24 protein-coding genes are annotated in these 26,244 nt (G+C 55.5%); 13 read left to right on the top strand and 11 right to left on the bottom strand.

The features are described 5' to 3' along the window. Nucleotides 1-137: 137 nt before the first annotated feature. The 3 genes from HNQ64_RS23850 to HNQ64_RS01010 all read left to right on the top strand — a co-directional run bounded on the left by HNQ64_RS23850 (nt 138) and on the right by HNQ64_RS01010 (nt 7,250). On the top strand, nt 138-4,334 hold the full coding sequence (locus HNQ64_RS23850) for a vitamin B12 dependent-methionine synthase activation domain-containing protein (RefSeq protein WP_246430908.1): 4,197 nt from the start codon (nt 138-140) through the stop codon (nt 4,332-4,334). A 108-nt stretch (nt 4,335-4,442) separates the two neighbouring features. After that, nucleotides 4,443-5,573 (top strand): glycosyltransferase family 2 protein, encoded by a 1,131-nt coding sequence (locus HNQ64_RS01015; RefSeq protein WP_184204425.1) that lies wholly within the window; start codon nt 4,443-4,445, stop codon nt 5,571-5,573. Nucleotides 5,574-5,624: 51 nt separating this feature from the next. Next, complete coding sequence (locus HNQ64_RS01010; protein WP_184204424.1) at nt 5,625-7,250, top strand: sodium:solute symporter; 1,626 nt, start codon at nt 5,625-5,627, stop codon at nt 7,248-7,250. Nucleotides 7,251-7,311: 61 nt separating this feature from the next. Here HNQ64_RS01010 and HNQ64_RS01005 read toward each other — a convergent pair whose 3' ends face one another. The 4 genes from HNQ64_RS01005 to HNQ64_RS00990 form a co-directional block, all read right to left on the bottom strand. After that, the gene (locus tag HNQ64_RS01005) at nt 7,312-7,965 is read right to left on the bottom strand and encodes a bifunctional nuclease family protein (RefSeq protein ID WP_184204423.1); all 654 of its coding nucleotides are present in this window, start codon (nt 7,963-7,965) and stop codon (nt 7,312-7,314) included. Between the two features lie 79 nt (nt 7,966-8,044). Beyond that, complete coding sequence (locus HNQ64_RS01000; RefSeq protein ID WP_184204422.1) at nt 8,045-9,484, bottom strand: DNRLRE domain-containing protein; 1,440 nt, start codon at nt 9,482-9,484, stop codon at nt 8,045-8,047. Then, nucleotides 9,481-10,065 (bottom strand): sigma-70 family RNA polymerase sigma factor, encoded by a 585-nt coding sequence (locus tag HNQ64_RS00995; protein ID WP_246430907.1) that lies wholly within the window; start codon nt 10,063-10,065, stop codon nt 9,481-9,483. Before HNQ64_RS00995 ends, HNQ64_RS01000 begins: the two co-directional genes overlap by 4 nt. Nucleotides 10,066-10,082: 17 nt before the next feature. Continuing rightward, the gene (locus HNQ64_RS00990; protein ID WP_184204421.1) at nt 10,083-12,290 is read right to left on the bottom strand and encodes a hypothetical protein; all 2,208 of its coding nucleotides are present in this window, start codon (nt 12,288-12,290) and stop codon (nt 10,083-10,085) included. Between the two features lie 278 nt (nt 12,291-12,568). Here HNQ64_RS00990 and HNQ64_RS00985 point away from each other — a divergent pair, with 278 nt between their 5' ends. The 5 genes from HNQ64_RS00985 (at nt 12,569) to HNQ64_RS00965 (ending at nt 17,328) form a co-directional block, all read left to right on the top strand. Beyond that, complete coding sequence (locus HNQ64_RS00985) at nt 12,569-12,979, top strand: DoxX family protein (protein ID WP_246430906.1); 411 nt, start codon at nt 12,569-12,571, stop codon at nt 12,977-12,979. Between the two features lie 120 nt (nt 12,980-13,099). Continuing rightward, the gene (locus tag HNQ64_RS00980; RefSeq protein WP_184204420.1) at nt 13,100-14,497 is read left to right on the top strand and encodes a hypothetical protein; all 1,398 of its coding nucleotides are present in this window, start codon (nt 13,100-13,102) and stop codon (nt 14,495-14,497) included. Then, complete coding sequence (locus HNQ64_RS00975; RefSeq protein ID WP_184204419.1) at nt 14,494-15,957, top strand: hypothetical protein; 1,464 nt, start codon at nt 14,494-14,496, stop codon at nt 15,955-15,957. Before HNQ64_RS00980 ends, HNQ64_RS00975 begins: the two co-directional genes overlap by 4 nt. Next, nucleotides 15,954-16,838 (top strand): DUF58 domain-containing protein, encoded by an 885-nt coding sequence (locus HNQ64_RS00970; RefSeq protein WP_184204418.1) that lies wholly within the window; start codon nt 15,954-15,956, stop codon nt 16,836-16,838. Before HNQ64_RS00975 ends, HNQ64_RS00970 begins: the two co-directional genes overlap by 4 nt. A gap of 70 nt (nt 16,839-16,908) precedes the next feature. Continuing rightward, nucleotides 16,909-17,328, top strand: coding sequence for a response regulator (locus HNQ64_RS00965; protein WP_184204417.1), 420 nt, complete (start codon nt 16,909-16,911; stop codon nt 17,326-17,328). 8 nt (nt 17,329-17,336) lie between these two features. Here the strand turns inward: HNQ64_RS00965 and HNQ64_RS00960 are convergent, their stop codons facing one another. From HNQ64_RS00960 to HNQ64_RS00950, 3 genes are all read right to left on the bottom strand, one after another. Beyond that, nucleotides 17,337-18,440 carry a site-2 protease family protein gene (locus tag HNQ64_RS00960; RefSeq protein ID WP_184204416.1) on the bottom strand — a complete coding sequence of 368 codons (1,104 nt, stop codon included), beginning with the start codon at nt 18,438-18,440 and terminating at the stop codon, nt 17,337-17,339. An 89-nt stretch (nt 18,441-18,529) separates the two neighbouring features. Then, nucleotides 18,530-19,387: a hypothetical protein gene (locus tag HNQ64_RS00955; protein ID WP_184204415.1), complete on the bottom strand. Its 858-nt coding sequence runs from the start codon at nt 19,385-19,387 to the stop codon at nt 18,530-18,532. A gap of 135 nt (nt 19,388-19,522) precedes the next feature. Further along, nucleotides 19,523-19,987: an RrF2 family transcriptional regulator gene (locus HNQ64_RS00950; protein ID WP_221305299.1), complete on the bottom strand. Its 465-nt coding sequence runs from the start codon at nt 19,985-19,987 to the stop codon at nt 19,523-19,525. Between the two features lie 46 nt (nt 19,988-20,033). On the opposite strand from HNQ64_RS00950, the gene HNQ64_RS00945 reads away from it, so the two are divergent. Next, nucleotides 20,034-20,504, top strand: a complete 471-nt coding sequence (locus HNQ64_RS00945) for a group III truncated hemoglobin (protein ID WP_184204414.1) — start codon at nt 20,034-20,036, stop codon at nt 20,502-20,504. A gap of 61 nt (nt 20,505-20,565) precedes the next feature. Further along, a complete protein-coding gene (locus HNQ64_RS00940) occupies nt 20,566-21,135 on the top strand; it encodes a group I truncated hemoglobin (protein WP_184204413.1) in 570 nt (189 codons plus the stop codon). A gap of 67 nt (nt 21,136-21,202) precedes the next feature. Here HNQ64_RS00940 and HNQ64_RS00935 read toward each other — a convergent pair whose 3' ends face one another. The 3 genes from HNQ64_RS00935 to HNQ64_RS00925 form a co-directional block, all read right to left on the bottom strand. After that, a complete protein-coding gene (locus HNQ64_RS00935) occupies nt 21,203-21,460 on the bottom strand; it encodes a GreA/GreB family elongation factor (protein WP_184204412.1) in 258 nt (85 codons plus the stop codon). A 118-nt stretch (nt 21,461-21,578) separates the two neighbouring features. Then, nucleotides 21,579-21,965: a hypothetical protein gene (locus tag HNQ64_RS00930; protein WP_184204411.1), complete on the bottom strand. Its 387-nt coding sequence runs from the start codon at nt 21,963-21,965 to the stop codon at nt 21,579-21,581. A gap of 238 nt (nt 21,966-22,203) precedes the next feature. Beyond that, nucleotides 22,204-22,920 carry an HPP family protein gene (locus HNQ64_RS00925; RefSeq protein ID WP_184204410.1) on the bottom strand — a complete coding sequence of 239 codons (717 nt, stop codon included), beginning with the start codon at nt 22,918-22,920 and terminating at the stop codon, nt 22,204-22,206. A 196-nt stretch (nt 22,921-23,116) separates the two neighbouring features. On the opposite strand from HNQ64_RS00925, the gene HNQ64_RS00920 reads away from it, so the two are divergent. The 3 genes from HNQ64_RS00920 to HNQ64_RS00910 all read left to right on the top strand — a co-directional run bounded on the left by HNQ64_RS00920 (nt 23,117) and on the right by HNQ64_RS00910 (nt 24,755). Then, nucleotides 23,117-23,548, top strand: a complete 432-nt coding sequence (locus HNQ64_RS00920) for a MarR family winged helix-turn-helix transcriptional regulator (RefSeq protein ID WP_184204409.1) — start codon at nt 23,117-23,119, stop codon at nt 23,546-23,548. A 62-nt stretch (nt 23,549-23,610) separates the two neighbouring features. Continuing rightward, nucleotides 23,611-24,369 (top strand): exodeoxyribonuclease III, encoded by a 759-nt coding sequence (locus HNQ64_RS00915; protein WP_184204408.1) that lies wholly within the window; start codon nt 23,611-23,613, stop codon nt 24,367-24,369. Between the two features lie 5 nt (nt 24,370-24,374). Continuing rightward, nucleotides 24,375-24,755 carry a toxin-antitoxin system YwqK family antitoxin gene (locus tag HNQ64_RS00910; RefSeq protein ID WP_184204407.1) on the top strand — a complete coding sequence of 127 codons (381 nt, stop codon included), beginning with the start codon at nt 24,375-24,377 and terminating at the stop codon, nt 24,753-24,755. A gap of 9 nt (nt 24,756-24,764) precedes the next feature. Here the strand turns inward: HNQ64_RS00910 and HNQ64_RS00905 are convergent, their stop codons facing one another. Further along, nucleotides 24,765-26,000 (bottom strand): hypothetical protein, encoded by a 1,236-nt coding sequence (locus HNQ64_RS00905; protein ID WP_184204406.1) that lies wholly within the window; start codon nt 25,998-26,000, stop codon nt 24,765-24,767. Nucleotides 26,001-26,244 lie beyond the last annotated feature (244 nt).

Below are 26,244 nucleotides of genomic sequence, written 5' to 3'. Positions count from 1 at the left end.
CTCTCCCTCTAGGAGAGGGAAGGATTGGTCCAGAATGCTCTCAATCCCACGGTTTCCAGTCTCTGAAGCTTCACATCCTCAAATCATGATGCGTTGATGCGACATTGACGCAGGGCCGCCAGCGGCTATTTTCACCCATGCCCGCCCGTCCAAACGTCCGCTCTGAACTCGAAGCCGCCATGCGCCAGCGCATTCTGGTCATTGATGGTGCCATGGGGACCACCATTCGTGGCTACGGCCTGAAAGAAGCCGATGCCCGTGGGGACCGTTTTTTGGACAATGAAAAAGATCTGCTGAACAACGGCGACATTCTTTCCATCACACGCCCGGACATCATTGAGGACATTCACCGTCGTTTCCTGGAAGCCGGCGCGGACATCATTGAAACAAATACTTTCTCTGGCACCAGCATCGCCCAGGCCGAATTTTTCCGTGAAGTGCCGCATGGCCGCCGCAAGGATCCTGAGTTCTTCCAAGAGATGCTGGAGGACAAGTTCCTCAATGACATCGCTTGGGAGATTAATTTTAACTCCGCGCAGCAGTGCCGGAAGTGGGCCGACATCGTCGGTGAAAAGACGGGGCGCAAACGTTACGTCGCCGGGGCCATCGGGCCATTGACCGTCTCTCTTTCACAGTTCCCTGACCTCAATGACCTGAGCTTTCGCTACGTCACCTTTGACCAAGTGAAGCAGGCGTACAAACATCAGGTCCGCGCCTTGATCGCAGGCGGCGTGGACACGCTGATGGTGGAGACGATTTTTGACTCCCTCAATGCCAAGACGGCCTTGGTGGCCATTCGTGAAGTGTTTGAAGAAGATGGGCTAGAGCTGCCGGTGCAGATCAGTGCAGCGGTCGGTCCTGGGGGAGAGACGATGATCTCCGGTCAGGTGACGGAGGCTTATTTGAATGCAATGCGGCATGTCAAACCTCTGTCCATCGGTCTAAACTGTTCGTTAGGCCCGGACAAAATGCGTCCCTTCCTGGAAGAGTTGTCCGCCAAGGCTGACTGTTTTGTCTCGGCTTACCCTAATGCGGGCATGCCTAACCCTCTTGCCCCGACGGGCTTTGATCTGCTGCCGCCGGATATGGCTGTGTATGCGAAGGACTTTGGGGGCAGCGGATTTGTGAACATCATGGGCGGCTGCTGTGGCAATACGCCCGAGCACATCGCCGCCATCGCCAAGGCGGTGGAGAATTTGCCTCCGCGCCAGGTGCCTGCGGATACACACACCATGCGCCTCAGTGGCTCGCAGCCGTTTGTGTTTGATACGGTGGATAAGGAAGTTCGTCCGCCCTACCTCATGATCGGCGAGCGCACGAACGTCGCTGGTTCTCCGAAATTCGCCAAGCTGATCAAAGAAGGCAAGCTGGAGGAAGCTGTCACCATCGCCCGCCAGCAGGTGGAAAATGGTGCCAATGTGATTGACGTGTGCATGGATGAAGGCCTCATCGAAGGCGTGCCCATGATGACGAAGTTCCTCATCCTGCTGCAGACGGAGCCGGAAGTGAACAAAGTGCCCATCATGGTGGACTCCTCCAAGTGGGAGATCATCGAGGCAGGCCTGAAATGCCTACAAGGCAAAGGCATCGTGAACTCCATCTCGCTCAAAGAAGGCGAAGAGAAGTTCAAGGAATACGCCCGTAAGATCAAACAATACGGCGCTGCTACTGTGGTCATGGCCTTTGATGAGCAGGGCCAGGCGGCGACTTATGAAGACAAGATCCGCATCTGCGAGCGCGCCTACCGCATCCTGGTGGATGAGGTGGAATTTCCGCCTGAAGACATCATTTTCGATCCGAACATCCTCACCGTTGCCACGGGCCTGGAGGAGCATAACAACTACGCGCTGGACTTCATCAACGCCACCCGTTGGATCAAGGAAAACCTGCCCCATGCGAAAGTGAGCGGTGGCGTTAGCAACATCAGCTTCAGCTTCCGTGGTAACAACAAGGTGCGTGAGGCCATGCACAGCGTGTTCCTTTATCATGCCATCAAGGCAGGGATGGACATGGGCATCGTCAATGCAGGCATGCTGGAAGTCTATGAAGAGATCCCGGAGGACATGCTGGTGAAGGTGGAGGATGTCATTCTGAATCGCCGTCCGGATGCCACTGAAATCCTGGTGGACTATGCAGAGCAGTTCAAAGGCCAAGCGGGTGCTGCGAAGAAGACGGAAGTGGACATGTCCTGGCGTGAGGCCCCGGTAGCCAAGCGTCTGGAGCACGCCCTGCTGCGTGGTATCACGGATTTCATTAATGAAGACACGGCCGAGGCGCTGACCCTCCTTGGCAAACCATTGTCTGTGATCGAAGGTCCATTAATGGATGGCATGAGCGTCGTGGGTGACCTCTTTGGCGCGGGCAAAATGTTCCTGCCGCAGGTGGTGAAAAGTGCCCGCGTGATGAAGCAGAGCGTGGCTTATTTGCAGCCGTTCATGGAGATCGAAAAAGCTCGCAAGGCGCGCGAGCGTGAACTGCTGGTGGAGATCGCTGGCAAGACCGCCGAGGCCTTAAAAACGGGCGGTGAAGTGCAGGTGAGTGAAGACTTCCGCTACTTCCCGGAGCCGGGCCTGGACATCGAAAATCGGCGCATGGAAGTGAAGTTTGCCTCTGAGCTTTCGGCCGATATCGAAACTGCTTCTCAAGACACTTCGGAAACCGCTGTTGTGGTAGCCAAGCTGCCTGCAGGTCGCCACATCCTGGTGGACTTGTTTGCCGTTCATGTGGGAGATTCGCTCTACCGCAAAGAAGTTCGGGCGAAGTTCCAGGAATGGCTCGAGGCCCGTCGGGTGCTTGGTGTGGAGATCCAGGCTGGCGGTTTGACCGCTGAAGATCTCATCCCTGCCGAAGCGGCCCAGCAGGGCGGTGGAAAGATCGTCCTCGCGACGGTGAAGGGGGATGTGCATGACATCGGCAAAAACATCGTCGGCATCGTGCTGGCGTGTAACGGTTTTGAAGTCACCGACATGGGAGTGATGGTTCCTTGCTCCAAAATTCTGGAAAAAGCCGCCGAGTTAGGTGCGGATGTCATCGGTCTCAGTGGCCTCATTACCCCGTCTCTGGATGAGATGGTCCACGTGGCCTCTGAGATGGAGCGCCTGGGCATGAAACAGCCACTCCTCATCGGCGGAGCCACCACCAGCGCGGCCCATACCGCTATCAAAATCGCCCCGCATTACAGCGGCACCATCGTTCACGTGCTGGATGCCAGCCGCAGTGTGCCGGTGACCACTTCCTTGCTCAGCGAGGAGCAGCGTGAAGATTTCATCCGAACTAATGAAGCTCGTCATGCACGTCTGCGAGAGGAGTATGGCAAGAAGAAAGATCGCCAGCTTCTCAGCCTGAGCGATGCGCGTGAAAAAGCCTTCAAATGCGACTGGGCTACTCAGGACATCGCCACGCCAAGCTTCACAGGCACGAAGTCCTATGAGGGACCGGACCTTGTCGCGACCCTGCGTCCCTTCATTGATTGGTCTCCTTTCTTCCACTCCTGGGAACTGCGTGGACGCTGGATCTCTGCTGAGGGGCGGTTCAACTCCGCGCATGAAGATCCGGAAATGAAAATCCAGGCGGATGAACAAGCGCTGAAGCTTTACCACGATGCCAATGACTTGCTCGACCGCATCATTGCGGAGCAAAGATTCCAGCCGCGCGGGGTGTTTGGTTTTTATCCGGCTAACAGTACCGGCGATGACATCGAAATCTACACCGATGAATCCCGCAGCGAGGTGCGCACCACCTTCCACAGCCTGCGCCAGCAGGTGATCAAGAAGGACAATCCGAACTACGCCCTCAGCGACTATGTGGCACCGAAAGGCAGTGGCCGGGCGGATTACATTGGTGGTTTCGCCGTTGGCATCCATGGGGCGGATGAGTTTGCCAAAGAGTTCGATGCCATCCAGGACCCTTACAGCGCCATCATTGTGAAGGCCGTTGCCGATCGTCTTGCGGAAGCCTTTGCGGAATATCTTCATCAACAGGCTCGCTTCGCCTGGGGTTATGAAAAGCCCGGTGACCTGACCCATGAGGAAATGGTGAAGGAAAAATACCGGGGCATACGCCCTGCGCCAGGTTACCCCGCCCAGCCTGACCACACTGAAAAACCCATCTTGTTTGACCTCATCCAGGCTACAGAACAGACTGGGGTAGAGCTCACCGAAAGCATGGCCATGCACCCTGGCAGTGCAGTCAGCGGCCTTTATTTCGGCCACCCAGAGGCACATTATTTCGGCATCAGCGTGGTCGGAAAAGATCAGGTGGAAGACTACGCCACCCGAAAAGGCATGACCGTGGAACAAGTGGAAAAATGGTTGGGACCTTGGTTGGGTTACTAATTCATCTTTTTGATTAGGTGGCTGATCATTGTTAAATTTGAATCCGTTATCATAGTTTTAGACAATTCGCTGGCGCTCTTCGCCAGTCTCGCCATTCAATCACCTCCAATGGACCTGACCTTCGTCTTCCCCTGCCTCAATGAAAGCCGTACCATTGCACTTTGCATCAATGCGGTGCGTGCATCTTTGGAGGCAGATCCGTCTTTAAAATACGAGATTGTTGTGGCTGATAACGGCAGCACGGACGACTCGCGTCAGATCGCTACCAGCTTGGGGGCTCGGGTCGTTCCCGTGCCACAGCGTGGTTACGGTGCTGCTCTCCGGGGAGGCATCGAGGCGGCAGAGGGAAAGTATGTCATGTTCGCAGATGCGGATGGCACCTATTTTTACGAGAACGCCCTGGAGCTTTACAAAACCACCTCGGCTGCCGGCGCTGACATGGGCATCGCCTCCCGAATGAAGGGGAAGATCGAACCCGGGGCCATGCCCTTTCTGCACCGCATCCTTGGCACTCCGGTGTTAACGACTCTCATCAACGTCCTCTTCAAAGGTAAACTGAGTGACTGCAACTCCGGCTTTCGTTGCCTGAAAAAGACTGCCTACTTGACCTGGGACATCCGCGCGAGTGGCATGGAATTCGCCTCTGAATTGCTCATCAAAGCCCTCAAGAACAAAGCTAGTACGGTGGAAATCGTCTCCGGTCTCCGCCCTGCTCCTGTGGATCGTGTCCCGCACTTGCGGACTTGGCGGGATGGCATGCGCCACCTGCTTTTCATTTTATCTGAGCGCCCTCGCCTGTTTGAACTGAAAGGTCTTACGCTCATCATTCTGGCCTCGCTACTGCAGGCGGTCGCAGCCATCACGGGCCCCATCAACTTGGCTGGGCTAAATATCTTCAATATCCATAGTCAGGTGCTGCTGATGTTAGCCGCACTGCTGGGCACGCAGATTTATATGCTCTCAGCCGCCATGTTCCTGCAAAAGACGGAGAAGCCGCGCTCCATCACGCGGAAGCTCATTGAGATGGACGAAGGCAGTCTGTTCTTTTTGCTCGCGAGCTTGCTCACCGCGATTGGTGGGGTGATCGCTTGGCTCTTCACGGTCTGGGCCCTGTCGGGTTTCGGTGGGCTAAATGAAGCTGGCCCCTTGGTCATCTGGCTGCACTTCCTGGCGGTGCCAGCGGTGATTGCCTTCGGACTTCTGGGAGTGCACATCCTGCGCAAAGGCCGTCTAGGTTAAGTCTGCATAAATTTCTTGGCGACTTGGGGCATACCCTGCGAGATTGCAGGTATGCCCTACCTCATCGACGCGCTCGTCATCCTCGCCTACTTTGGGATCATCATTGGCATCGGCCTATCCCAGCGAAGTAAAAGTGGCAGCTTGGAAGGGTTTACCCTGGGGGATCGGCAGATCGCCTGGTGGGCAGTGCTGGCCTCCATCTTGGCGGCAGAGATCAGTGCAGGCACTTTTTTCGGGGCTCCTGGGGAAGGTTACGCGCTGCGAAATTACACCTACATCCAGCTCATGGCAGGTTATCTCCTGGCCCGGCTCGTGGTGAGTGCCGTTTTCATTCCTGCCTATTATAGGTACGGCGTAGTGAGCGTGTATGAGTTTTTGGGCATCCGCTTCGGGCCGCTGACACGGCGCTGGGCCTCGGGCATCTTTTTGATCACCCGGTTGCTGGCCAGCGGCTCACGGCTTTGGGTGCCCACGGTGATTCTAGTGCTGGGGTGGAAGCTGTTTGTGAATCCAGATACGAGCCCGATGCAGGAATTCTGGCTGTATGCCGCAGCGTTGGTGGGCATCACGGTACTGACAGCGATTTACACCACTTTGGGCGGTATTCGTGCTGTGATCTGGACGGATGTGATCCAGATCGGGGTGCTGTTTTCTGCCCTGGGTTTTGCCCTCTGGTATTTGCTTGGCCACACGGGTGGCTGGGCCGCTTTGGATGGGGCGATCCAGGAGCCGATGGTGATTGACTGGGGGCGTCCAGATCCAGCTCATCCCGGGGCTTGGGGCTGGGTGAAGGGCATCTTAGAAACGGAGTACACTGTTTGGGCGGCATTCATCGGCAGTACCTTTGTCACTCTGGCCACGCATGGCACAGATCAAGACATGGTCCAGCGCATGCTGACTGCTAAAAACAAACGCCAGAGCGGCATGGCCACCATCCTTTCCGGTGTCTGTGACATCCCCGTGAATTTCATGGTACTGAGCATCGGCATCCTCCTCTATGTTTATTTCCAAGCAAACCCGGCTGAACTGCTGCCAAAGAATGCCAAGGGCGCGGTGGATAGCAGCCAGGTCTTCCCATACTTCATCCTGAATGTGATGCCGCAGGGGCTGCGGGGTTTGGTCGTCGCTGGGGTATTGGCCACAGCCATGGGGTCTCTGAGCACGGCACTGAATTCGCTGGCGACTAGTTATGCTCGGGATTTCCACTTCCGCTGGTTTGGTGAGCCGGATACGGATGCGGGGCAGGTTCGAGTGCTGCGCTTCAGCACGGTGCTGTTTGCTTTCCTGCTCATCGCGGTGGCTCTGGCGACGGCTTGGGTCAAAGCGCACAATCCCAGCCTGCGTATCATTCCCATCATCCTGGGTGTTTTTGGTTATACCTACGGCTCTTTGCTGGGCGTCTTCATGGTGGGTCTCTTCACCAAGACGCGTGGCAATGACCTGGGGAATGGACTCGGTATGCTGGCGGGCTTTCTGGTGGTGGCTTACCTCAGTGGCCTGGATCAGGGATTGGCAGCCACCGTCGGCTGGGGGCAGGGCATCTCACGTCCAGATTGGATGCCGGTGGTGGAGTTTCCCTGGCGTATCTTTTTCGGGACGGTCGTGACCTTTGCCGTGGCGGTTTCTTTCCCTACCTCGCCAGGCATGCAGAGGCACCGCTACCTGGCTGAAAAATAGCTACAGTCATGGCTGAAGCAGGGTGCTTCAGTCACGCACTTTCGGGTGAAGAAGAAGCTACTCAGGACTTCTTCCACTCTTCGCCTTCGTCATCGTCGTCGGAACCCGTATAACCATCGTTATATCCGTCTTCCTCCTCGTCGTCTTCATCTTCATCCAGTGTCAGGCCTTCCAAGGCTTCAAGGTCCAGGTCGTCAGGGTCGATCTCTTCCAGGTCCTCGTCTTCCTCCTCTTCGGAAGTTTCTTCTTCCTCGGCCGCGGCGGCTTCTTCCAGACCGCGTTTTTCAATTTGGGCCAGGGTTTCTGTCACATCTTCCACGCTGTCCCATACCTTGCGGGCGACGAAAAGGGGTGCCCCTTGCTGAACAGCCATGGCGATGCTGTCACTCGGGCGGGCATCCAGTTCGATCAGTTTTTTCTGATGCAGTTCGTTGGCAGCGGAGAGAATCATCCGTGCGTGGAAGACACTGCCTTCCACGTGGTTGATGATCACCCGCTCCACCTTAGCCCCAAAGGCCAGTAAGACACTGCCTAACAAATCATGAGTCAAAGGCCGGTCCTTGGACACGCCGCGCATAAACATCGAGATAGCCGTTCCTACGGACTCATCCACATAGATCACAAAGGTCTTTTCACTGTTGCCCAGAAAAACGGCAAAACTGCCGTCCAAGGGCAGGACGGCACGCACTTGGGCTTCGATGACTTCGCGGTTCATGATGGAATTTAAGCCGTGCGTGGCTGCAAAGGCAACCCCGCCCGGTGATTAATTCTAAACTGACCCCCGTGCGGTGGCTTTACTCCTCCACCCGCACTTTCAGCATGGGAGGTGTATTGCGGGTGTTTTCCTTGCTGGCAAAGGCGTGGACGAGACCGTTGCGGGCGTGTTCATCGGTATCACGAATGACGATGAAGGTGACGATACCGTTGCTGTCGTGACGTAGGAATTCGGTGAGATCATCTCCCTTCAGCGTGAAGGCTCCGCGCGTGGTGCCCTGGGGGATGTGCAGTTCCCCCAGTTTCCGGGCCTGACTGGCCACAGGGGCTACACGGTGCTCCTGGGCCTCCGAATGCGCCGGGGCTGTTTCCCAGCGAATGGTTTTTTCATCCCAGTCATCTTGACTCTCTTCAGTGAGACCGTAGATGGAAAAAACAGCGTCGGGGACCAGGGATGCAAAGCCTAAGTCACTCGGTTCTACATGCAGAGTCAATTCCGCTTCAGCGATGCGTTTCCCCTGAAAGCGGCTGAGATCAAACCCTAGATAGGCCTTCCTTTCCAGGTTGGTGTTGTGGGTACTGTGTTTGATTCGCACATAAGATTCGCGGCCGCTGACATGGTATTTTGGGTCAGACTGGATCCAGGTGTCTTTGCCTTGACCATAGGCCGTGGTGAGGATCTGCCAGCCATCGCCCAGATCATTGATGGGACCTGGGAGCCAGCGCCCGGGTTCGGGTTGTTCTTCATGATTGTTGGCGTCCGGGTAGGTGGCGCTATGGAGAAAGCCGCCATAGTCCACACGCTGTCCTGCTCGCAGCTCTTGGCGGCCTGCTTTGCCCTGGCGCTCCACTTCGACCAATCCCTCAATCACATGGACGAGGCATTTGCCATCATCCCCTGCGCTCACGCCAAAACGGGTGCCATAGTCCACTACCTTCGTGTCGGGGGTGTGGATGGTGAAGCCCTTCGCCTGGGAGGGTACCTCAGCCACCACGGTGCCTTTTTTCACTCGGCATTCCATGGCGGAGATCAGCTCCAGTGTCACGGGAGCCTCAAGGGCCACTTCCGCCCCACTGGCAAATTTTAAGGTGGCGATGCCATCCAGCAATTCCAGCATGCCGGGTTGCAAGTGAGAGCCCTCGAGTGTGGGCAGGGCGCTATTTCCCCACTTGCAGTCGCTGGCCTTGGTCAAAGTGGCCACGGGGGCGGGCTCACGCACCAGTAACCACACCGCCCCTGCGGAGACCACGGCAGCGGCCAAGGGGAGAAGAAAGCGGGCGAGTCGTGAAGAAAAGCGCAAGTTGTCCACCCGAGGGGCAGGTAACGGAGGAGTGGTTTCCTCGCGGAAACGTCCGGTGCGCACTTCGGCGGTCAGTAAAGAAGTCTGGGCGATGAGTTGACGCACTTCGGGCCGATGAACCATAGCATGACTGAGCTGCTGACGTTCGTCCTCGCTTAAGGCGTGGTCTTGCGCACGTTCCCACAGTTCCAGCCAGCGCCAGGTTTCTTCCTGCTTCATGGTTGCGCCTCCGTTTGTTTTTCCATGCATTGCATCAGGTTCATGCGCACCCGGCTGAGGGCGCGGTACACAGCGGCTTCCGTACGGCTGATACGGTCGGCGATTTGGTCAATATCCAGCTCATCGAAGTAGCGTAGGTGGACTAGCTGGCGGTGCTCGGTGGGTAGCCGGGCTAGGCAGGTGCGCAGGACTTCTTGGCGGCAGGAGCCCCCATCTGCCAACTCTGAAACAGCATGGCCCAGCGCCTCCAGGGCCTCTTCATCCAGCGGGAGATGTGCGCGTTTTTTTTGTCGGCGATGGGTAAGGATCTGGTGAAAGGCCGTTTTCCGCGCCCAGGCGAGAAAATGAGTGCCGAGGGTAAAATCCTCGAAATGTTTCCACAGGAGTAGCTTGGTCTGTTGCAGGATGTCCTCAGCTTCACCATCTCGCGGAACCAGACCATGAACATAGAGCGAAAGCGCCCGTTCATGCGTGGTTAATAATTCCAGAAAAAGGGTGGTCTTGTCATCGGCCATGCCAGGAGGATAGGCGGGATGGGGAGCCGTTTGGACAAAAAAGTTTTCGCGGCTGCGAGCGAGCATCAAACCTGATCTTGAACCTACAAATCCTGCTTCAGGGTGGAGCTGGGTGGTTGCAGCAGGCTTGGGCTGCGGGGCGGTGCTGTTTCAGGCGGCAGGGAAGGCACGCTGATCTGGGGGGCTGCGGGGCCACGCGGGGGCTCAGGTTCCAGGGGGCGTGCCGTAGGTGATGGAAGTGTTTTGGCTGGCTGCTCCAGCACGGGTATGGCTTTCACCACGGGAGTTTTTAGCCAAAAGGCATCTCCGGAGAGATGGGCCCAAATGGCCCCTAGAACAATGGAACCCCCAATGAAAACGGCAGCCCGGAGCCAGAATGGCACAAACTCACTTGGCGGTAGAAGGACCTCTCCCGGATGAATGGTGGGGGGTGCATCGGCTGCGGTCTTCGCCCAGTCATGGTGGCCACCGCTTTCCGTCACCGAAGTATCACGGAAGAGCAACTCGGCAAAGCCGATGGTTGGCTTTTCAGAAGGAGTGGCAAATCCGCTGGTGAGTGCCATGGGAGCGGCTTCCAGCGGTAGTTTGGCCGCATCAGCGGGATCCGCTGAAATGGTGCGTGTGCGGGAGACGACCTTGGGCTGAGTGGGCACCGCGAGAGGCTCTGAAGGTGGAGCCGGTGTGGGCTTTACCGTTTCGTGGTGCTGAAGCAGGCGAGCGTAGCGGGCCAGGAAATCTGCCCGAGGGCAAACTTTGCCATCTTTATGCCGCTGCATTTCTTCATCGAAAAGACGTCCCAGGGCATCACGCTCTCTCAGCCCTGTGGTCCCGTCCTGTGAATGACCCGGGAGAGCCTCGAGACCGACGAGGTAACGCCCGATGGCTGAGAGCCAAGCGCCATTCCAGAGGCTCGATTTCGATGCCTTCGCAGTCGGTAAAAGGATGGCAGGATCCAGGCCCCGGCCTGCCATCGCGGCCAGCGTGGGGTGGGCGCGCAGGACCAGTGAAAAAGCGGGCCATTCATTCAGCTTCGTCAGCAGCAACTTTGCAGTGCGAGCATCTTCCCGGGGGAAACCTGTAAGCAGAAAAATATCTTCCAATCGCAGCTTTTGGGTGGCTAGGGCAGACTTTTCCAGGGAATCCAGAGCCCCATCCAGGCCTGCCAGGACGAGGTAAGTCTCATGCACACTGAGGGCTCGCCGTTCACGCAGAAGGTCTGCGAGGCTAACACCTTCAGCCAGTTCTTCGGCTAGGCAGGTGATCTCCTCCCCGTCATGCAAAAGGACGATGGGGATGATGCCAGAAAGTTCACGTTTCTTAGCCAAGGCCAAACCTTTGTCATCCAGAGCACGCACATGGCTGCTGACGAGGCGTGAGGGAGGTATTTGCTCCACCAGCACGGTGCGCCCCGTTTTCGTCAAGGTGCCGCGCATGGAATACGGATTGGCCATATCCAGCCGTTGGCTTTGGATGCGGATTAGATTCACCACCCCGCGGGCCACTTCCTGGTAGCTGGCAAAGTGGGGGGCCAAAAGCGCGCGGGGTTTATGCGCCGTGGGGATTTCGCCCGTGAGCTGTTCGGGACTGAGTTTTTGCAGCGTGGTTTTGAGCTCGCGGAGGGCCGAGACAACACTGCGATCTGCGCCTGTGAGGCAGGCTGCCAGAAGTTCCATGAAATCTGCCCCGGGCAAAAGTTGATCCGGCAAGGTGGGACCACCGGCGGATTGTTCCTGGAAGAAGGCGCGTAGCAGTTTGGCAGACTTTTCAAGGGCGGGCTTTAGCCCCTTTGCTTTGGTCGCACCCATGAGCAGGCGATAGTCCGCCATCTGAATCTGCACTTGCTGAGAGCCTGTCTGCACCACACGCATGGCCTTGAGTGCATCTTCTGGGAGTAAATCCGCTCGTTCGACAAGCGCGATCACTGCCTCAAGCGAGCGGCAAGCGACCATCACGGCCAGCCAGCCGGGAATTTCCTGCTGACGGGTAAGGTAAGAGCGCAGCGTCTCCCCATCCACATTGCTGGTGATGTAAAAAGGATTCCCCTCATCCTCGCCGGAATCCAGCAAGCGGGAAAGCAGCGCGTGGCCTTGACTTTGCAGGCTGCGGCAAGCCTCATCAAAGGCGGCTTTATCGGCCAGAGGTTCCAGCAGAACGTGGCAATGCACAAACTCCAGCCTGTGAGTATCAAAAGCGAGCACGGCGACTTGATCCGCGTCTCGGGTCAATTCGACGTTATTCCCGTCCGCGTCCTGGACGATTTGATAGTGCCTGAAGAGACTGGGTTCCGGCATGGGACTGCGTGGGGAAGAAAGGATAGTGCCAAGTGTCCGCCTTGAGGCGCGCTTTTCAACCAGAGACTCAAAGAGAGATGAATTGAGTGAAAGTACGTTCTGGTCAGAGCTGCTGAGTGCAGTAACTTCAATAAATCTACCCCATCACACACTGCTGGGGGATTTAGGGATTCAGATGGGGTGTTGATTCAGTCCAGAAACTTTCGCTAGCAGCCTCTTGGAGGTGATCATCTTTCAGCTTGCCGGGAGGGGATAGCCTGCCGCATTCTGATGCCTCTATGATGAATCTTCTGCGTCTTTCTTTTCTTCCTCAGTCGGCTGATCTCGGGCTGCTCATCCTGCGGGTATCCCTAGGTTTTTCCATGTTGCTGCTGCATGGCTGGGACAAGTTCCAAAATTTTAGCGTTAAGGCACCTAATTTCATCCGTCTCTTCGATGTGGTGCCTTCCCACATCAGTCTGGGAATGGCGGTGTTTGCGGAAGTGGTCTGCTCAGTCCTCATCATCCTGGGATTTTTCACGCGCTTCGCCGCGCTGAATCTGGCCATCACCATGGCAGTGGCCTTTTTCATTCAGCATAAGGGGCAGTTCACAGGTCCTGCCTCTGGAGAGCTTGCTTTTGTGTACCTCGTCGGGTTTGCCACACTGGTATTCGCTGGCAGTGGCAAGTATGCGGCCGACGGGAAGTAACTTCGGTTTTGCCGACCCGTGTGAACCAGGTCGCTCGTGGCACTGGTTCTGCGTGGTTGTGTGACTTCGCCTCAGTAATGATCCTGGTTGGGTGTTAGATTCCTGCGGTTGCCTCTCCTCATGACAGTTACTCTGCTTACCGATTTCTCCGACCGGCTTTCACCCATGGTGGTGAAGGAGCTCCGGCAGGGGCTGCGGACCCGTCTTTTCGGCGGGGTCATGCTGGTGTTGCATGCCTTGTTAGTCCTCATCACCCTCATGGGCGGAACCTCTGCTGACAGTGGGGAAGTTCACGGGATGGTGGATGGCTTGCTCGCCTTGACTCTTTACATCGTTTTTCCCCTGAGTGGCTTTTCCGCGCTCGCTGGAGAGATCAAAGGAAATACGATGGACATGCTGGTGCTCACCCGCTTGTCAGCAGGGCGCATTGTTTTGGGGAAATGGGCCTCCATCGTTTTTCAGTCCCTGTTGGTGACCGTGAGCGTGATGCCCTACGTCGTGGCGCGGTATGTCTATGGAGGGTCAGACCTCCTAGCGGATGTGCTGGGGCTGGGATTTCAGTGGCTGGTCAGTGCAGTCCTAACAGCAGGAATTGTGGCTTTATCCACGCAGAAGCAATTTTGGTTACGCTCACTTTTGATCACGTTCCCCTTGTTCATGGTAGCTCTGTCTTCGGTAAGCTGGGTTTTCGTGAATACTTTCAAAAGAGCGGCCTTGGCGGGTGGCTCCACCAGCTTGGGGATCTATGCATACCTGAGCTTGTTGGTCGGGTGTGTGTGGTTGATTTTTGCTCTGCTAAGTTTTGGTGCATCCCGCATCGCACCTGCATCCTCACTTCTTCCGGTTTGGAAACGGTCGGTCAATTTCATGGCTCTCTTCGTGCTGGTTGGCCTTACTTGGCTGGGATCAGGGAGTGCTTCTGTTATCCCGGTGGTTCTTTTGGTTCAAATCGTAGCTTGCCTGGATGCACTCACGGATGATGTCCGAAATCTGCCCTCCATCTATTTGCCGTTTTATCGGCGTTCCTGGTTAGGGCGCCTAGGAGCACTGTTTTTGGCTCCAGGGTGGATGCATGGTTTTCTATACTCGTTATTATTCACGGGAACCAGTGCTCTTCTGGTCTTCCAAATGAGCGGTCCCCACGAGGTCAGCTATGTCTGGCTCATGGGCTGCGGTCTCTGGATTTCTTCGTTTTTTGGGCAAATATTGGCCTTTCGCCGAAAGGGGGAATACCTCAGCGCTACCTTTGCTGGGATGTGCCTCCTGGGCTTTTTGACCATGATGAATTTTCTGCTGCAGGCCTCGACCCGCAAGGAAGAGCTGAAGTGGCTACGGACCCTGCTACCTCTGAACACTTGGTCCATGATGAATGAATCTCAGACGGGCCTTTTGAATCCCTTTGAAATCGGACTGGTGGTGAATGCAGTCTGGCCTCTACTACTTGCTTTGCTGGCAATGCGCGCGTTTCGCCAGACACGCTCGGCACGTCTCGAAGCCCGTCAACTCGCCCAACTATGAACGCCATGCGTCTCGGCCTACTGAATGATTTTGGGGATGGCCTCAGCCCCATGGTGGTGAAGGAGCTGCGTCATGGCCTGCGCACTCGCATGTTCACGGCTGTGCTGACGGTGTTTCAGTTTGGCATGATTATGATCGTTGGCTCCGGTGCCCTGGGTGTGGAGGCGGAGACCATCAGCGCTTTGTTCTGGGGTTTTTCCCTGGCGGCCTTGTTGGGGGCTCTGCCACTGCGAGGTTTCGGCACGCTCTCCAGCGAGCTGAGTGGCGGCACCCTGGACATGTTGACTCTGACCTCGATCTCCTCCCTGCGGATCGTTTTCGGAAAGTGGTCCGCCCTGTTCTGTCAGTCTCTTTTGTTAGCCGTCTCGCTCATGCCTTACATGGTGGTGCGTTATTATTTCGGCGGAGTGGAGATCGTCCAGGAAGGCGTCGCGTTACTGTTCGCAGTGCTGGCTTCAGGCGTCGCTACGGCGGCTTACGTGGCTTTTTCTTCTCAGCGTTCCATCATTCTCCGCCTTTTTCTCGGGGCGGGTGTTTTGGTATCGTTGGGGCCAGTCACCGGTTTTATTTTCATGCTCGTCAATGAAAATGGCGGAGACCAGGCCTTGGAAGAGTTTTTGAAACTCTCTTTGGGGGAGCAGGCGGGACTAGGGATGGGGATTCTTGTGTTCGCCGCTTACACGGTATTCACGTTTTTGACCTTGGGGGCTTCGCGCATTGCTTCCCTTTCTGAAAACCACAGCACGCTCAAGCGTCTCATCCACCTGGGGATGCTCACCCTGATCACTGTGGTCGGTATGGGTTTGAGTTTTTCGTCCAACCCAGACATGATGTTTTGGGCTTTCGTGCCCTCTTTATTCCTGACTTTGCTCATCGGGGTGGATGTGTTGACTGAGGAGATGCCTCGCTTCCCCAGTGTGCTCCAGGGAAGCGTCAATCGCGGAAACTTTAGCAAGAAGCTGGGTCGGCTTCTTTATCCCGGGTGGGCCAGTGCGGTCTTGTTTTATACCTTGTTAGGCTGTCTAAATTTCAGCATGCTGATGTGCTACGTCACGCGACCTGGGTCTTCAGGAATGGATGACTTTTGCCGCTTTGTTGCCTGTGTGCTTTTGTCTTCCGTTGTTCCCGTGTGCGTAAGTATCAATCGGAAGAACCGCTTTGCCAACTGGTGTGTGCTTCATATCGCCCTTGGCGTAGCTGGGTTTTTATTGGTCATGTTGGTCGAGCTCAGCGATGCTAAAGAACTCGCTTTTTTGGGAGTCGTTACACCGGTGACGGGGCTCATTGCTTCCGTGGACAATTATGCAAATGACGAGGCCATCCAAGGAATGGCGATCTTGTTTGGCCTTTGTTGGTGGATGAGAGCTCTGCACATGGCTGTGAAAGAACATCAGGTTTATCGTTCTTTGGAAGATGATGCATGTGTTCAAGAATCCTCTAAAGCCTCTCCTGCTGCATGAATGCACTGCCTGAGATTTCTGAGCTGCTGAGATTGCAGGTCCAGGCGCGGGAGTGGGCCCGAGTGCTAAAGCTGCCTTTTCGGCAGCAACGCTGGCGTGGCCACAGTGGGGAATTTCAAGGTACAGGCGTGGGCAGCAGTCTCGATTTTCAAGATCACCGTGTTTACATCCCTGGGGATGATCCCCGGCAGATCAATTGGCAGGCCTATGCCCGCACGGGGACCTACACCATGAAACAGTATCGTGAGGAGGTGCGGCCTTTGGTGGATCTCATCGTGGATGTTTCCGCCTCCATGTTCGCCTATCCGGCGAAGCAACAGCGTGTGCTTGAACTGCTGGCTTACGCGGTGGAGGCCAGCCTCCAAACTGGGGCCACTTTGCGCTGTTTTGCCGTGCGGGGTGGCGAGCATCGTTTTCTGGAAACGGATCTGCTTTTATCAGGTCGCTGTTGGGGGGAGATCCAGGCCCTGCCTGCCAGTGCTGAAGCCCCGGCGCTGAAGCGTCTGCCCCTGCGCGCAGGTTCGCTTCGTGTGTGCCTGAGTGATCTCCTTTTTGCAGCCGAGCCGGAGACCCTGCTCGGTAGCCTGAGTCAGCGAAATGGACGCGGCATCTTGCTCGTGCCCTTTGCCTCTCAAGAGGCGAATCCAGGCTGGGATGGCAATTACGAATTTGAGGATGCTGAAACCTCTCTTTTTCATGAGCACCGGATCGTGCCGGATATCCTCCAGCGTTATCAGCAGGCCTATGCACGGCATTTCCACCTGTGGAAAACGGCGGCGGCTAAGCATGGCGTGGCCTTAGCTCGCGTGCCCGTAGAAGCTGGCTTTATGGAAGCTTTGAGGATGGAAGGGATCCCTGCGGGCTGCGTGGAGGCAGCCTGAAAAATCGGGATAAATGCGCGTTTCAAGATCGTTGCTTGTGATTATTAGGTTTGGTTGATATTTTAACCTCATGGCTCACATCGTTGTCATTGATGACCATCCCCCTGTCTTGAAGCTCATGGCCTCCGTCTGCCGCGCAGAGGGGCATGAAGTGATGGCTTTTGACAATGGCACGGCGGGCCTGGCGGCTATTCAGGAATTGACTCCTGCCGTGGCCTTGGTGGATCGGCGGCTCGGCAGTATGGATGGCCTGGACATCGTCCGGCAGATGCGGGAACTTTCCCCCACCACCCGCTGCATCATGGTCACTGGCTGCACAGAGACGCAGGACATCGTGCAGGCCATGCGCAAAGGGGCTTACAACTACGTCACGAAACCCTTCGAGCCGGAACAACTCATTGAGGCTGTGAATGAAGCTCTGAATGCCCCACTTGAGCCCCCTATGGTGCGTCAAAAACTAGTGATCGTATATCCGAAACAGGCTGCGTAAATCACGCTCTAGGTCTCTTTGCGTCCACGAAGGGCTGCGCGGACCATGAGCACCTCACCCACGTTTTCTGCGGTGAGCAGACCCACGAGTTTTCTGGAAACAGGGTCCAGCACGGGCATGGCTGGACAGGTGATGCTGCGTAGCCGCTCCAGACCTTCTCCAAGACTGATGATGGGCGAGAGCGAATCTGGGCAACTTTCTAAAACATGGACCGCCGGGTGCATGGGGCCATTTTCACTGAGGGCAGAAACAAGGCGATTTCGTGTCACCAGTCCCAGGATGTTGCCTCTTTCATCCAGCATAGGGAAATCCTGCTGACTGCCTGCAAGTAAGAGCACCACGGCATCTCCCAGGGTGGCATCCTGAGGCAGGGTGCGGAAATCCGTCAGCATGGCATCCCGCACGCGCAGACCTCGAGTGGCCTCCTCCTGCGTCACCGCAGCGGCCTCCTGGCCGGCGGCCATGAAGATGAAGAAAGAGATCAGAAGCAGCACAGGGTGGAACTCGCGAGAAAACAGCATCCATAGGGCCACCGTAAGAGCGATGCCCTGACCTAATGTAGCGGCCCACCGTGTGGCCCGGCCATAGTCGGTGAACATGGCGAGGAAGGCCCGCAATACGCGGCCGCCATCCATCGGAAAGGCCGGGATCATATTGAAGGCCACCATGATCAAGTTCCACAGCATCAGTTTTTCCCAGAAGTGTCCAGGCTGCTCAAATTGATACTCAGGATTCATCACCATCTGGAGTCCGAGTGCCAGCTTGATCGCGGCTGCGATGGCCACATTCACCAAAGGGCCGCAGATGGCCACAACGAACTCATGAGAAGGTTTCCGTGGCATCCGCTCCAGCCGCGCAACTCCGCCGATGGGCAGAAGCGTGATGTCTGGGGTATGGATGCCATAACCACGGGCAGCAAAGACATGGCCAAATTCATGCAGCAGCACGCAGAGAAAAGCCGCACTCACAAAAAGCAGGGCATCTACCGCCCCGGCCGTGCCTTGGCCACCGCTCATGCCCTGCATCGCCACTAGCAGAAGTAAAATAAAGAAGGTCAGGTGAATGCGGACCTCTGTACCAGCCACTTTCGCGATTTTGAATGACCATTTCATAGAGCCCCCACTGTGCATGTTCCATGCCGTGATGCCAAGGGCGCATGGAGGCTTTCTCCACGCGCCCGATCAAATGCCCGTGAATGCGACTAGAAGCGAATACTGAGATCTAGGGTGAATCGGTCATCGGTCAGACCGTTGGGTTCGATGATGGCCTTTTCGTATGCCACGCCGAGGTCCACATTCTTCAAGATGCGCGAACGGAAGCCCACCGCGAGAGTACCCTGTGTCACGCCATCTGCGCCGCTGGAGCCGAAATTGATGACATCGTAGCCCTCACTGTTGAGGGCGATGTTGTTGCCTTCATTGACCACCGTGTAAGCATTGAAGGCCAGAAAGGGGATGAACCAGCGGCAGGTGTAATAGTCCGCCATCAGGCTATAATGCACGAGGGTGCTGTTTTCATCACTGTTGTTAGGCAGACGCAGGCCGAGATTTCCAGAGAGGTGAAAGTCCCCAAAGCCTTTTTGTGCTGCCATGAACAAGTCCCATTCACCACCGCCGCGACCCTGGAAGACCTGTCGGTCCCCGGTCGGGACTTTGAAAGTAAATCCTGGTGTGAGGATGAACTGCTGAGCTTCATTGTCTATGAGGGCATACTTCAGGCCCAGAGCCAGGTCCATCCAGCCTTCAGGGTTGGCGATGGCGTCGTTGTTGATGTCGAAGTATCCGTCCTGGGTCGCGATGATGGCCAGCCGATCTGTCACTGCATAGCGGATCTGCAGGGCATAGAGCTGGGCGTTGCCTCCGCCGAGGAAGGCGTCGTCAATGTTGTGATAGACAAAGACGGGGCGTAGCTCAGACCGGATCACGGCATCCTCATGGAAGAAGGGATTGGCGACGGGAGAGATAGTATGCTCCTTCCAACTCACTGCTTCCACTGGCGGCGTGGGTGCCTTGGCTGAAAAGTCAGGAGAGCCGGCCTGGGCGGCGGTGATGAGTGACACGGCTGCGCAAGTGCCCAAACTGAGGCTGCGCAACCACCGAGGGTGGGAGTATGGGTGATGGTCCATGCGCTGAAGCAAGCACGCTTTGCTTCGGCATGATCTCCACCCCTTGGCATTCAGTGAGCCTGGATTTCGTCAGCTTGAAGGACCCACGTCTTCTTGGCTCGCCAGTTCCCGGACCGTCTGTGAATCCAGCACCTCATAGAATGCGCGGCGTGCGCGATAGAGTAGGGGCTTGAGGCGGCAATGCTGCGTGATCGGGCAGGTATTGGTGGTGGGTGTGAAGCACTCCACCAGTTCTCCGCTTTCGATCAGACGCACGATTTCTCCGACTTTCGTTCCAGGGGTATGCGCAGCAAGCAATAACCCGCCTCCAGAACCCCGGCTTGCGATCAGCCAACCTCCCTGAGTCAGTCGTTTGGTTACCTTGGTGAGATGATTCAGGGAGATGTGATAAAACTCTGCCATCTCTCGGGTCGTCACTTTCTGCTCCGGACGCGTCATCATGTAAATGAGCACACGGAGGGCGTAATCAGTATGGTAAGTGAGCTGCACAAGCGGGAGAAGAAAGCAGTAACGGATAATTTCTTTGAATGGCATTGAAAGATTGTCTTTTTTGAATAGGTATTTTACATACCTATTAATCATGACGCTCTCAAATTCATCCCTGACAGACCTCCATGGTCGTGCTGAGATTGAGCAACTCGTAAATGCTTTTTATGAGCATGTGCGTGAGGATGACGTGCTGGGTTTTATCTTCACAGATATTGCACGCACAGATTGGACGGCGCACTTGCCCAGAATGTATGCCTTTTGGGAAACTGTGCTTTTCCGCACCGGAGGTTATACGGGAAATCCACTCGCCGTGCATGCGCGGCTGCTGCCATTGACCGCCATGGGGCGTCCTCAGTTTGACCGTTGGTTGCTCTTATTTCATCGAACGGTGGATGCCCATTTTGCAGGCCCGAATGCAGAGCACATCAAAAACTGTGCGTCAGACATGGCAAACGTCATCCATCGCCGGCTGAGTGAAGCCCCGGTGGGCGCAACGCTAACGGTGCAACTGACCCCTGAACAGCAAGTGCGCGACGCGCCCCTCAAGGCCGATGCTGTCTAAATCCATTTTGCGTGTCTGTCTCCAACCCGGCAGCGCGCAGGAACCCAACCTAACAAAAACCATGAAAAAATTAGTTCTTTTGTTCTCTGTCAGCCTATGCCTGACGACCTTCGCCGCCGAGCCTAGCATACCGAAGCCGCTCAACACCACCTGTCCTATCACCGGCAAGGCGGTGAATCCTGCCATCACTTTCATCTATGAAGACCAGACTTTTGCTTTTGCCGATGAAGCTAGCCGACAGAAATTTGAGGCAGATCGCGCAGCCAGCATTTATCAAAAATTGGGGGGCAAGGCTGCACTGGACGCTGCGGTGGAACTCTTTTACGTGAAGGTGCTGGCTGATAAGCGGGTGAATCACTACTTTGCAGACATCAGTATGGCAAAACAGAAGCGGAAGCAGAAAGAATTTCTCTCCGCTGCTCTTGGTGGCCCGAATCCTTATGTGGGGAAGGACTTGCGCACAGCTCATGCCGATTTGGACGGTCTGAATGATAGCCATTTTGATGCCATCGCCGAGCATTTGCAGGCTACCCTTCAAGAGTTAAAGGTGGACTCGACGCTCATCGCTCAAGCCATGGCTATCGTGGGTAGCACCCGAGATGCTGTATTGAATCGTCCCGTCAAGCACTAAAGAATGTCCCAAGACATCTGCCCTGCTAAGTGTGATGGCCAGCTGGGCAGACTCTTGGTTAGGTCATTCAGGCAGTGACGCCATGTTTTTCAATACTGATGATCCTCATTCTCATGCGTTGACCCTGAGCATTGAAGGTGATGGTTTCGCCTTCTTTGCGGTGCAGAGCCGCCTGTCCTACGGGTGCCTCGGAGGAAATTCGGCCAGCGACTGCATCGGCCTCTTGAGGGTAAACGATTTGAATGCAGAGATCATCCTCTTCAGAGGACTCGGTAGTATGGAGGGGCCGCAGACGGATACGATCGTAATAATGAATTTTGGACATAAATTTAGTTAGTAAAAGATTCGGAAATGATCCTGGCTCGAAGTGTCGAGACGTGGACATGGAAGGCCGATCCGAAACGGAATGGCTGGGAGGGAATGCGGATGCTGGTTAGGCCGCCTTAGCTCTCGCTCGTCGGCAGCACGGTCAGATTCGCAATCATGAAATCTGGGTGAGATGCCTGCATACGAGCTTTGGCTTCATCCTCGGCTTCATTCCTTGAGTTGGCATGGATGCAGTGCCTGGACTCTATCTTCAGTTGCCCAAAGCTAGCCTTGCGGGTGAGGACACCTGTAACACGCCAGAGTGGGTGGGGCGAGGGAAGTGGAAAGGCACTGCTGACATGAACTGGTGGGTCATCCTGTGCCTGCCAAGTAAGCTTGATGGCAGCGCTGAGTTTGCTGACCCAATCGCTGCATGCAGATGCAGCACCCTGCCTGGGTACAGATGTATGGACATGATTCATAAGTGAAAAAAAGAAAATGGCGCTGAGAAGCTGTGCGGGCATCCAGCAGGTGAGTCTTAATGGCCGAGTGGGAGAGCGGAGCAGTCCGGAAGAAAACCAGAACTGTCCGCTTAAGCCCGGCTTGCGCACAGGCGGTGGCCGAAGGACACACCCAGGCCCTTCGCTGCCAAGGAGGCGCGAGTGCTTGCTGGGAGGATCTCTTTTTTCACGATGGTCAATCTATAACTCACCTGAAACTGCAAGGCAAGTGCAACACACTAATTTTTGATCCTTTTATTGGTTAGGTCAGCACCTTCCGCTTCTTTTGAGTGACCGAGGGTGTTTCTGCTGGAGGCGGCTTTGAAAGGAGCTCGCAGAGACGAATCAAATCCTCTTCCGTGATGTCCACAAAGGAATCCAAACTGCGCAATGCACTGACAATCTCTTCATGGGAAGGCGCAGGACCTGCGCCTGCTGATCGGCGACGGTGATGATTTAAATAGGCTGGATAACGCCGCCAGTGAAAGCACGCATTCAGCAGCACTGCTAGGCCCACCAGGAGAAGGGCATTGCTCAGAATGGGGAAGAAAATGAACCCAAACCCCAGATCATGAACGCTAGGCCCTCCGATCACCGCCGTTAGCGCCGTGGCACCGCCCGGCGGGTGAATGCATTTGCACTGGTGCATCATGCCGATGGCCAATCCTACCGCACTGGCACTGGCGAGTGCCTGATGTGGGATGTAACGGGCACAAAGAACGCCCACTGCGGCGGAAATCCCATGCCCTGCAATCACAGGCCAGGGCTGGGATAACTGGCCGTGAGGAACGGCAAAAAGGAGCACGGCGCTGGCCCCCATGGAGGCCACTACAAAATGCCCCCCGCTGCCATCCAGCCCAAGTTCTGCGAGCAGGATAAGAATAAGAATGGAAGCAATGCCTCCAGCGGTGGAGATCAGTTTTTCTTTGTAGCTCACAACGCTGAGCTCCAGGCCGAGCTTTTCTTTCCAGGAGTCCATATTCAATGAATGGAACGCTGTGTTGACGGATTGGGCATGGACAAAAAGCTCATGTGGATGAGTGCGGTCGCTGGGAAATCATGTCGGCATTGCTTTGAACGAATCAATCGTTCCGCGATTATATCGTGTTACGATAAAAGTCAAAACCAGCCTCTGCTTTTGGCATGGTTTGTGATTCATCTTGGGCATCCAATCCATGCCCACTCCTCGCAAGATCACCCAGAAACAGTATGAGACTCTAGCGGCCTTTCGTTTTGCCCTGCGTCAATTTTTACGTTTTAGCGAGCAGGCCGCCCACGGGGCTGGGGTGACTCCGCAGCAACATCAGGCATTACTAGCCATCAAGGGGTTTCCGGGTCGTGCCAAAGTGACGGTGGGAGAGTTGGCTGAGCGATTGCAAATCGCTCATCACAGCACTGTCGGACTGGTGGATCGGTTGACGAGTGAAAAACTGGTGATTCGGGAAGCTTGCAAAGAAGATCGTCGGCAGGTCCATGTCAGCCTCACGAAGCGTGGTGAGCGCTTGCTGGAAGGGCTGTCTTCATCTCACCAGGAGGAGTTGCGCCGCATTGGGCCTGAACTACGTGATTTGTTAGAGGAAATGGCAGGGCCCAAAAAGGAAAAGTAGCAGGCTTTTCTCCCTCATCTAGCGGTTGAAGAATACGGCAGTAGGGCCTAGCAAATGACCACATGAAACTCTCCACCTGGAACGTCAATGGCATCCGTGCTTCCCTCAACAAAGGTCTTCGGGAATACTTGCTGGAGAGTGATGCGGATGTCATTTGCCTCCAGGAAACCAAGGCCATGGAATCCCAGGTAGATCTCTCCTTTCTGAACGGTTATGAGGCCGTCTGGAACAGCGCAGATAAGAAGGGGTATTCAGGCACCTGCATTCTGAGTCGCCAGCCGTGGCAAAGCCATGCCTTGGGGCTCGGCATCGGTGAGCATGACCGGGAGGGGCGTGTCATCACGGTGGAGTATGCAGATTTTTTCCTCGTCACGGTCTATACGCCTAACAGCAAAGCCGAGCTAGCCCGCTTGCCCTATCGCCTCCAGTGGGATGAGGCTTTCCGCCAATACTTGAAAAAGCTGGAGGAGAAAAAACCGGTGCTCACCTGCGGTGACTTGAACTGCGCTCACCAGGAGATTGACCTGGCGAATCCGAAGTCAAACCGCATGAACCCAGGGTTTAGTGATGAAGAGCGTGCCAGCTTCACTCAGCATCTGGATGCGGGCTTTCTCGATGTCTTTCGGGAGTTTGATCCGAGCCCGGGCCGGTACACTTGGTGGACTCAACGCACTCCAGATGCACGGGCAAAAAACATCGGGTGGCGGTTGGATTACTGGCTGGCTTCCGCCAGCTTGCGTCCGAAGATCACATCCTGCAAAATTCGCGACGACATCCATGGCAGTGACCACTGCCCGGTGGAGATCACCATCCAACCATGAACTTCATGAAATCTCTTTTCTTCCTGACGCTTCTCACCACGCTCAGCCTCATCGCTGGTGAGGAGGCTAAGCCTGCCGAGGTCACTTATAAAGAATTGAAGTGGCAGAACGATGTCTATTTCCTCCATGACAAGCCCTTCACCGGGTTGGCAAAGGACAAGCACAAGGATGGCAAGCCCAAGGGCGAATACCCCTTTTTAGAAGGGCGGCTGCATGGGGTGGTGAAAGAGTGGTGGGACAATGGCCAACTTTCCACCGAGACCCATTTTGATAAAGGTCAGCGCCATGGCCTTAACCGTTATTGGTCAAAGAAAGGCAAATTGATGAAGGAGCAGGTTTATGAGCACGACAAGTCGGTGAGTGAGAAGCACTACGACGTCGAATGATTTTCATCACTACGGATCTACCAGCCGTCCTTGTTTGTGACGATAGCCTTGGATGAAACCTTGCCCCAGATCCAGGTTGTACATCTTTTGCAGGTCGGGCAGTTCTAACAGGGTCCAGGGGACGAGGGGGTTCGCTCCATTTTTGGTGTAAACCAGATCGTCCGCGAGGTAGATGCAGGAGTGAAAGGCATTGCCTTGAGGGTTGATAAACATCAGCACATCACCAAACCGATACGGTGCTTCCACTTGCTGGAAGTTTTCCAGCACTGCGCTGGAAGCGAGGTGCGAGTCCAGGTAGTAATCCTGGGCCGTAAAGTTGAAGAAATTCAGAGTCGTCCAGTGACAATCTGGAAAGCGGATGTGGGTGGTGAAGTCATCGCCAGGAAAGGTGTACAGGAGCTTGCGAGGTAACGCGGGAAGAACATGCAGCAAATCCAAATGCTCCATGCCTGACATAGCGGCAGTGGCTTGAAAGAGTGGTTCCAGCTCTTTGCGGCGCAGATTCAGCCCGGTGGACCAGTAGTCCAGCATCTCCTGGATGTTGCTTTGTGGATTTAACTCCAGCCGCGCGATGAGTGTGCGTGTACGCGTGAGTTTCTTTTTGATGAATTGGGCTTCAGAGTTGGTCTTGGCAAGGCTGAGTAAAAAGGGAATGTCACTGAAGGCTAGCGTTTCTCCCCGGTGGTAGGATAACTGACGGATGGTGGTGACCAGCTCTGGCCGCAGGCCGGACCCTTGAGCCCACTCCTCCACATCACCGCCTAAGAAGAAGATGGGAAATTCATAAAATTCGTTGTGCGGGTAACTGGCTAGTTTGGCATAGATGCGCTGGCGTTCAGGTTCGCTCAAAGCTTCGATCAAGGCCCCACTGGGAAAGAGATTGGCGATGCCATTCCGGCGAATGACTCCACGGGGATTGAAGAGTGGGCTGACCACATCATTGGTTAACTCAGTGTTTGATATGAGTGCTTCAAATTCAGAAAGAGCCTCTTCAGGGATTCGCCAACGCGTCTGTGTATCGGGTGTGGGGGCGCGTGAAACCACGTTTTCTGGAGCTTCAAGGTAAAAGTAGTAGCATTGCAGTTTCCCCCAGGGGCCTTGTTTGGTGAAGAAGGATCGTTCCTTCGGTAAGGCATCTTCCTGTGCCTGAACTGGAGCAATAGCGCTCAGCGCGATGATTAAGGCTATCCAGGTGACTGCCTTGGCAAAGGGAGAGGGCGTGAGAATGTGAAGGGCCGCAAACATGGTTAGACGTAGCCTTACTGAAGCCTGCATGGAGCAGCCTCTGCAAGCTCTGAGTGGTAAAGCTTTGGCGTATCAATGAGGGGCAATGCTTTGCAGTCGGGTTGTCCGAGGCTTAGGCGCAGGCAAGCCATCGTCTAATAGCCGTCGAGTGGCAAAACGGTTCAAAATTCGAACTGAAATTAAATCGGTGAGGTACCTACCACCTCATTGAACCGCCTTTTGCACGGCGGGAATTCCAACCCCT

The organism is Prosthecobacter dejongeii, from assembly GCF_014203045.1.
GTDB classification, from domain to species: Bacteria; Verrucomicrobiota; Verrucomicrobiia; order Verrucomicrobiales; family Verrucomicrobiaceae; genus Prosthecobacter; species Prosthecobacter dejongeii.
The sequence above is the reverse complement of the archived record's forward strand: the minus strand, read 5'-3'. Positions and strand labels throughout refer to the sequence as shown.

Coding starts and splice junctions, on each gene's coding strand:
- HNQ64_RS00965 (WP_184204417.1), top strand. CDS start 16,909: ATGGCTCACATCGTTGTCATTGATGACCATCCCCCTGTCTTGAAGCTC.
- HNQ64_RS00995 (WP_246430907.1), bottom strand. CDS start 10,065: ATGCTCGCTCGCAGCCGCGAAAACTTTTTTGTCCAAACGGCTCCCCAT.
- HNQ64_RS00970 (WP_184204418.1), top strand. CDS start 15,954: ATGAATGCACTGCCTGAGATTTCTGAGCTGCTGAGATTGCAGGTCCAG.
- HNQ64_RS01005 (WP_184204423.1), bottom strand. CDS start 7,965: ATGAACCGCGAAGTCATCGAAGCCCAAGTGCGTGCCGTCCTGCCCTTG.
- HNQ64_RS00980 (WP_184204420.1), top strand. CDS start 13,100: ATGACAGTTACTCTGCTTACCGATTTCTCCGACCGGCTTTCACCCATG.
- HNQ64_RS00940 (WP_184204413.1), top strand. CDS start 20,566: ATGAAAAAATTAGTTCTTTTGTTCTCTGTCAGCCTATGCCTGACGACC.
- HNQ64_RS00945 (WP_184204414.1), top strand. CDS start 20,034: ATGACGCTCTCAAATTCATCCCTGACAGACCTCCATGGTCGTGCTGAG.
- HNQ64_RS01000 (WP_184204422.1), bottom strand. CDS start 9,484: ATGAAGCAGGAAGAAACCTGGCGCTGGCTGGAACTGTGGGAACGTGCG.
- HNQ64_RS00985 (WP_246430906.1), top strand. CDS start 12,569: ATGATGAATCTTCTGCGTCTTTCTTTTCTTCCTCAGTCGGCTGATCTC.
- HNQ64_RS01015 (WP_184204425.1), top strand. CDS start 4,443: ATGGACCTGACCTTCGTCTTCCCCTGCCTCAATGAAAGCCGTACCATT.
- HNQ64_RS00930 (WP_184204411.1), bottom strand. CDS start 21,965: ATGCCCGCACAGCTTCTCAGCGCCATTTTCTTTTTTTCACTTATGAAT.
- HNQ64_RS00960 (WP_184204416.1), bottom strand. CDS start 18,440: ATGAAATGGTCATTCAAAATCGCGAAAGTGGCTGGTACAGAGGTCCGC.
- HNQ64_RS01010 (WP_184204424.1), top strand. CDS start 5,625: ATGCCCTACCTCATCGACGCGCTCGTCATCCTCGCCTACTTTGGGATC.
- HNQ64_RS00925 (WP_184204410.1), bottom strand. CDS start 22,920: ATGGACTCCTGGAAAGAAAAGCTCGGCCTGGAGCTCAGCGTTGTGAGC.
- HNQ64_RS00990 (WP_184204421.1), bottom strand. CDS start 12,290: ATGCCGGAACCCAGTCTCTTCAGGCACTATCAAATCGTCCAGGACGCG.
- HNQ64_RS00975 (WP_184204419.1), top strand. CDS start 14,494: ATGAACGCCATGCGTCTCGGCCTACTGAATGATTTTGGGGATGGCCTC.
- HNQ64_RS00920 (WP_184204409.1), top strand. CDS start 23,117: ATGCCCACTCCTCGCAAGATCACCCAGAAACAGTATGAGACTCTAGCG.
- HNQ64_RS00905 (WP_184204406.1), bottom strand. CDS start 26,000: ATGTTTGCGGCCCTTCACATTCTCACGCCCTCTCCCTTTGCCAAGGCA.
- HNQ64_RS00935 (WP_184204412.1), bottom strand. CDS start 21,460: ATGTCCAAAATTCATTATTACGATCGTATCCGTCTGCGGCCCCTCCAT.
- HNQ64_RS00910 (WP_184204407.1), top strand. CDS start 24,375: ATGAAATCTCTTTTCTTCCTGACGCTTCTCACCACGCTCAGCCTCATC.
- HNQ64_RS00915 (WP_184204408.1), top strand. CDS start 23,611: ATGAAACTCTCCACCTGGAACGTCAATGGCATCCGTGCTTCCCTCAAC.
- HNQ64_RS23850 (WP_246430908.1), top strand. CDS start 138: ATGCCCGCCCGTCCAAACGTCCGCTCTGAACTCGAAGCCGCCATGCGC.
- HNQ64_RS00950 (WP_221305299.1), bottom strand. CDS start 19,987: ATGCCATTCAAAGAAATTATCCGTTACTGCTTTCTTCTCCCGCTTGTG.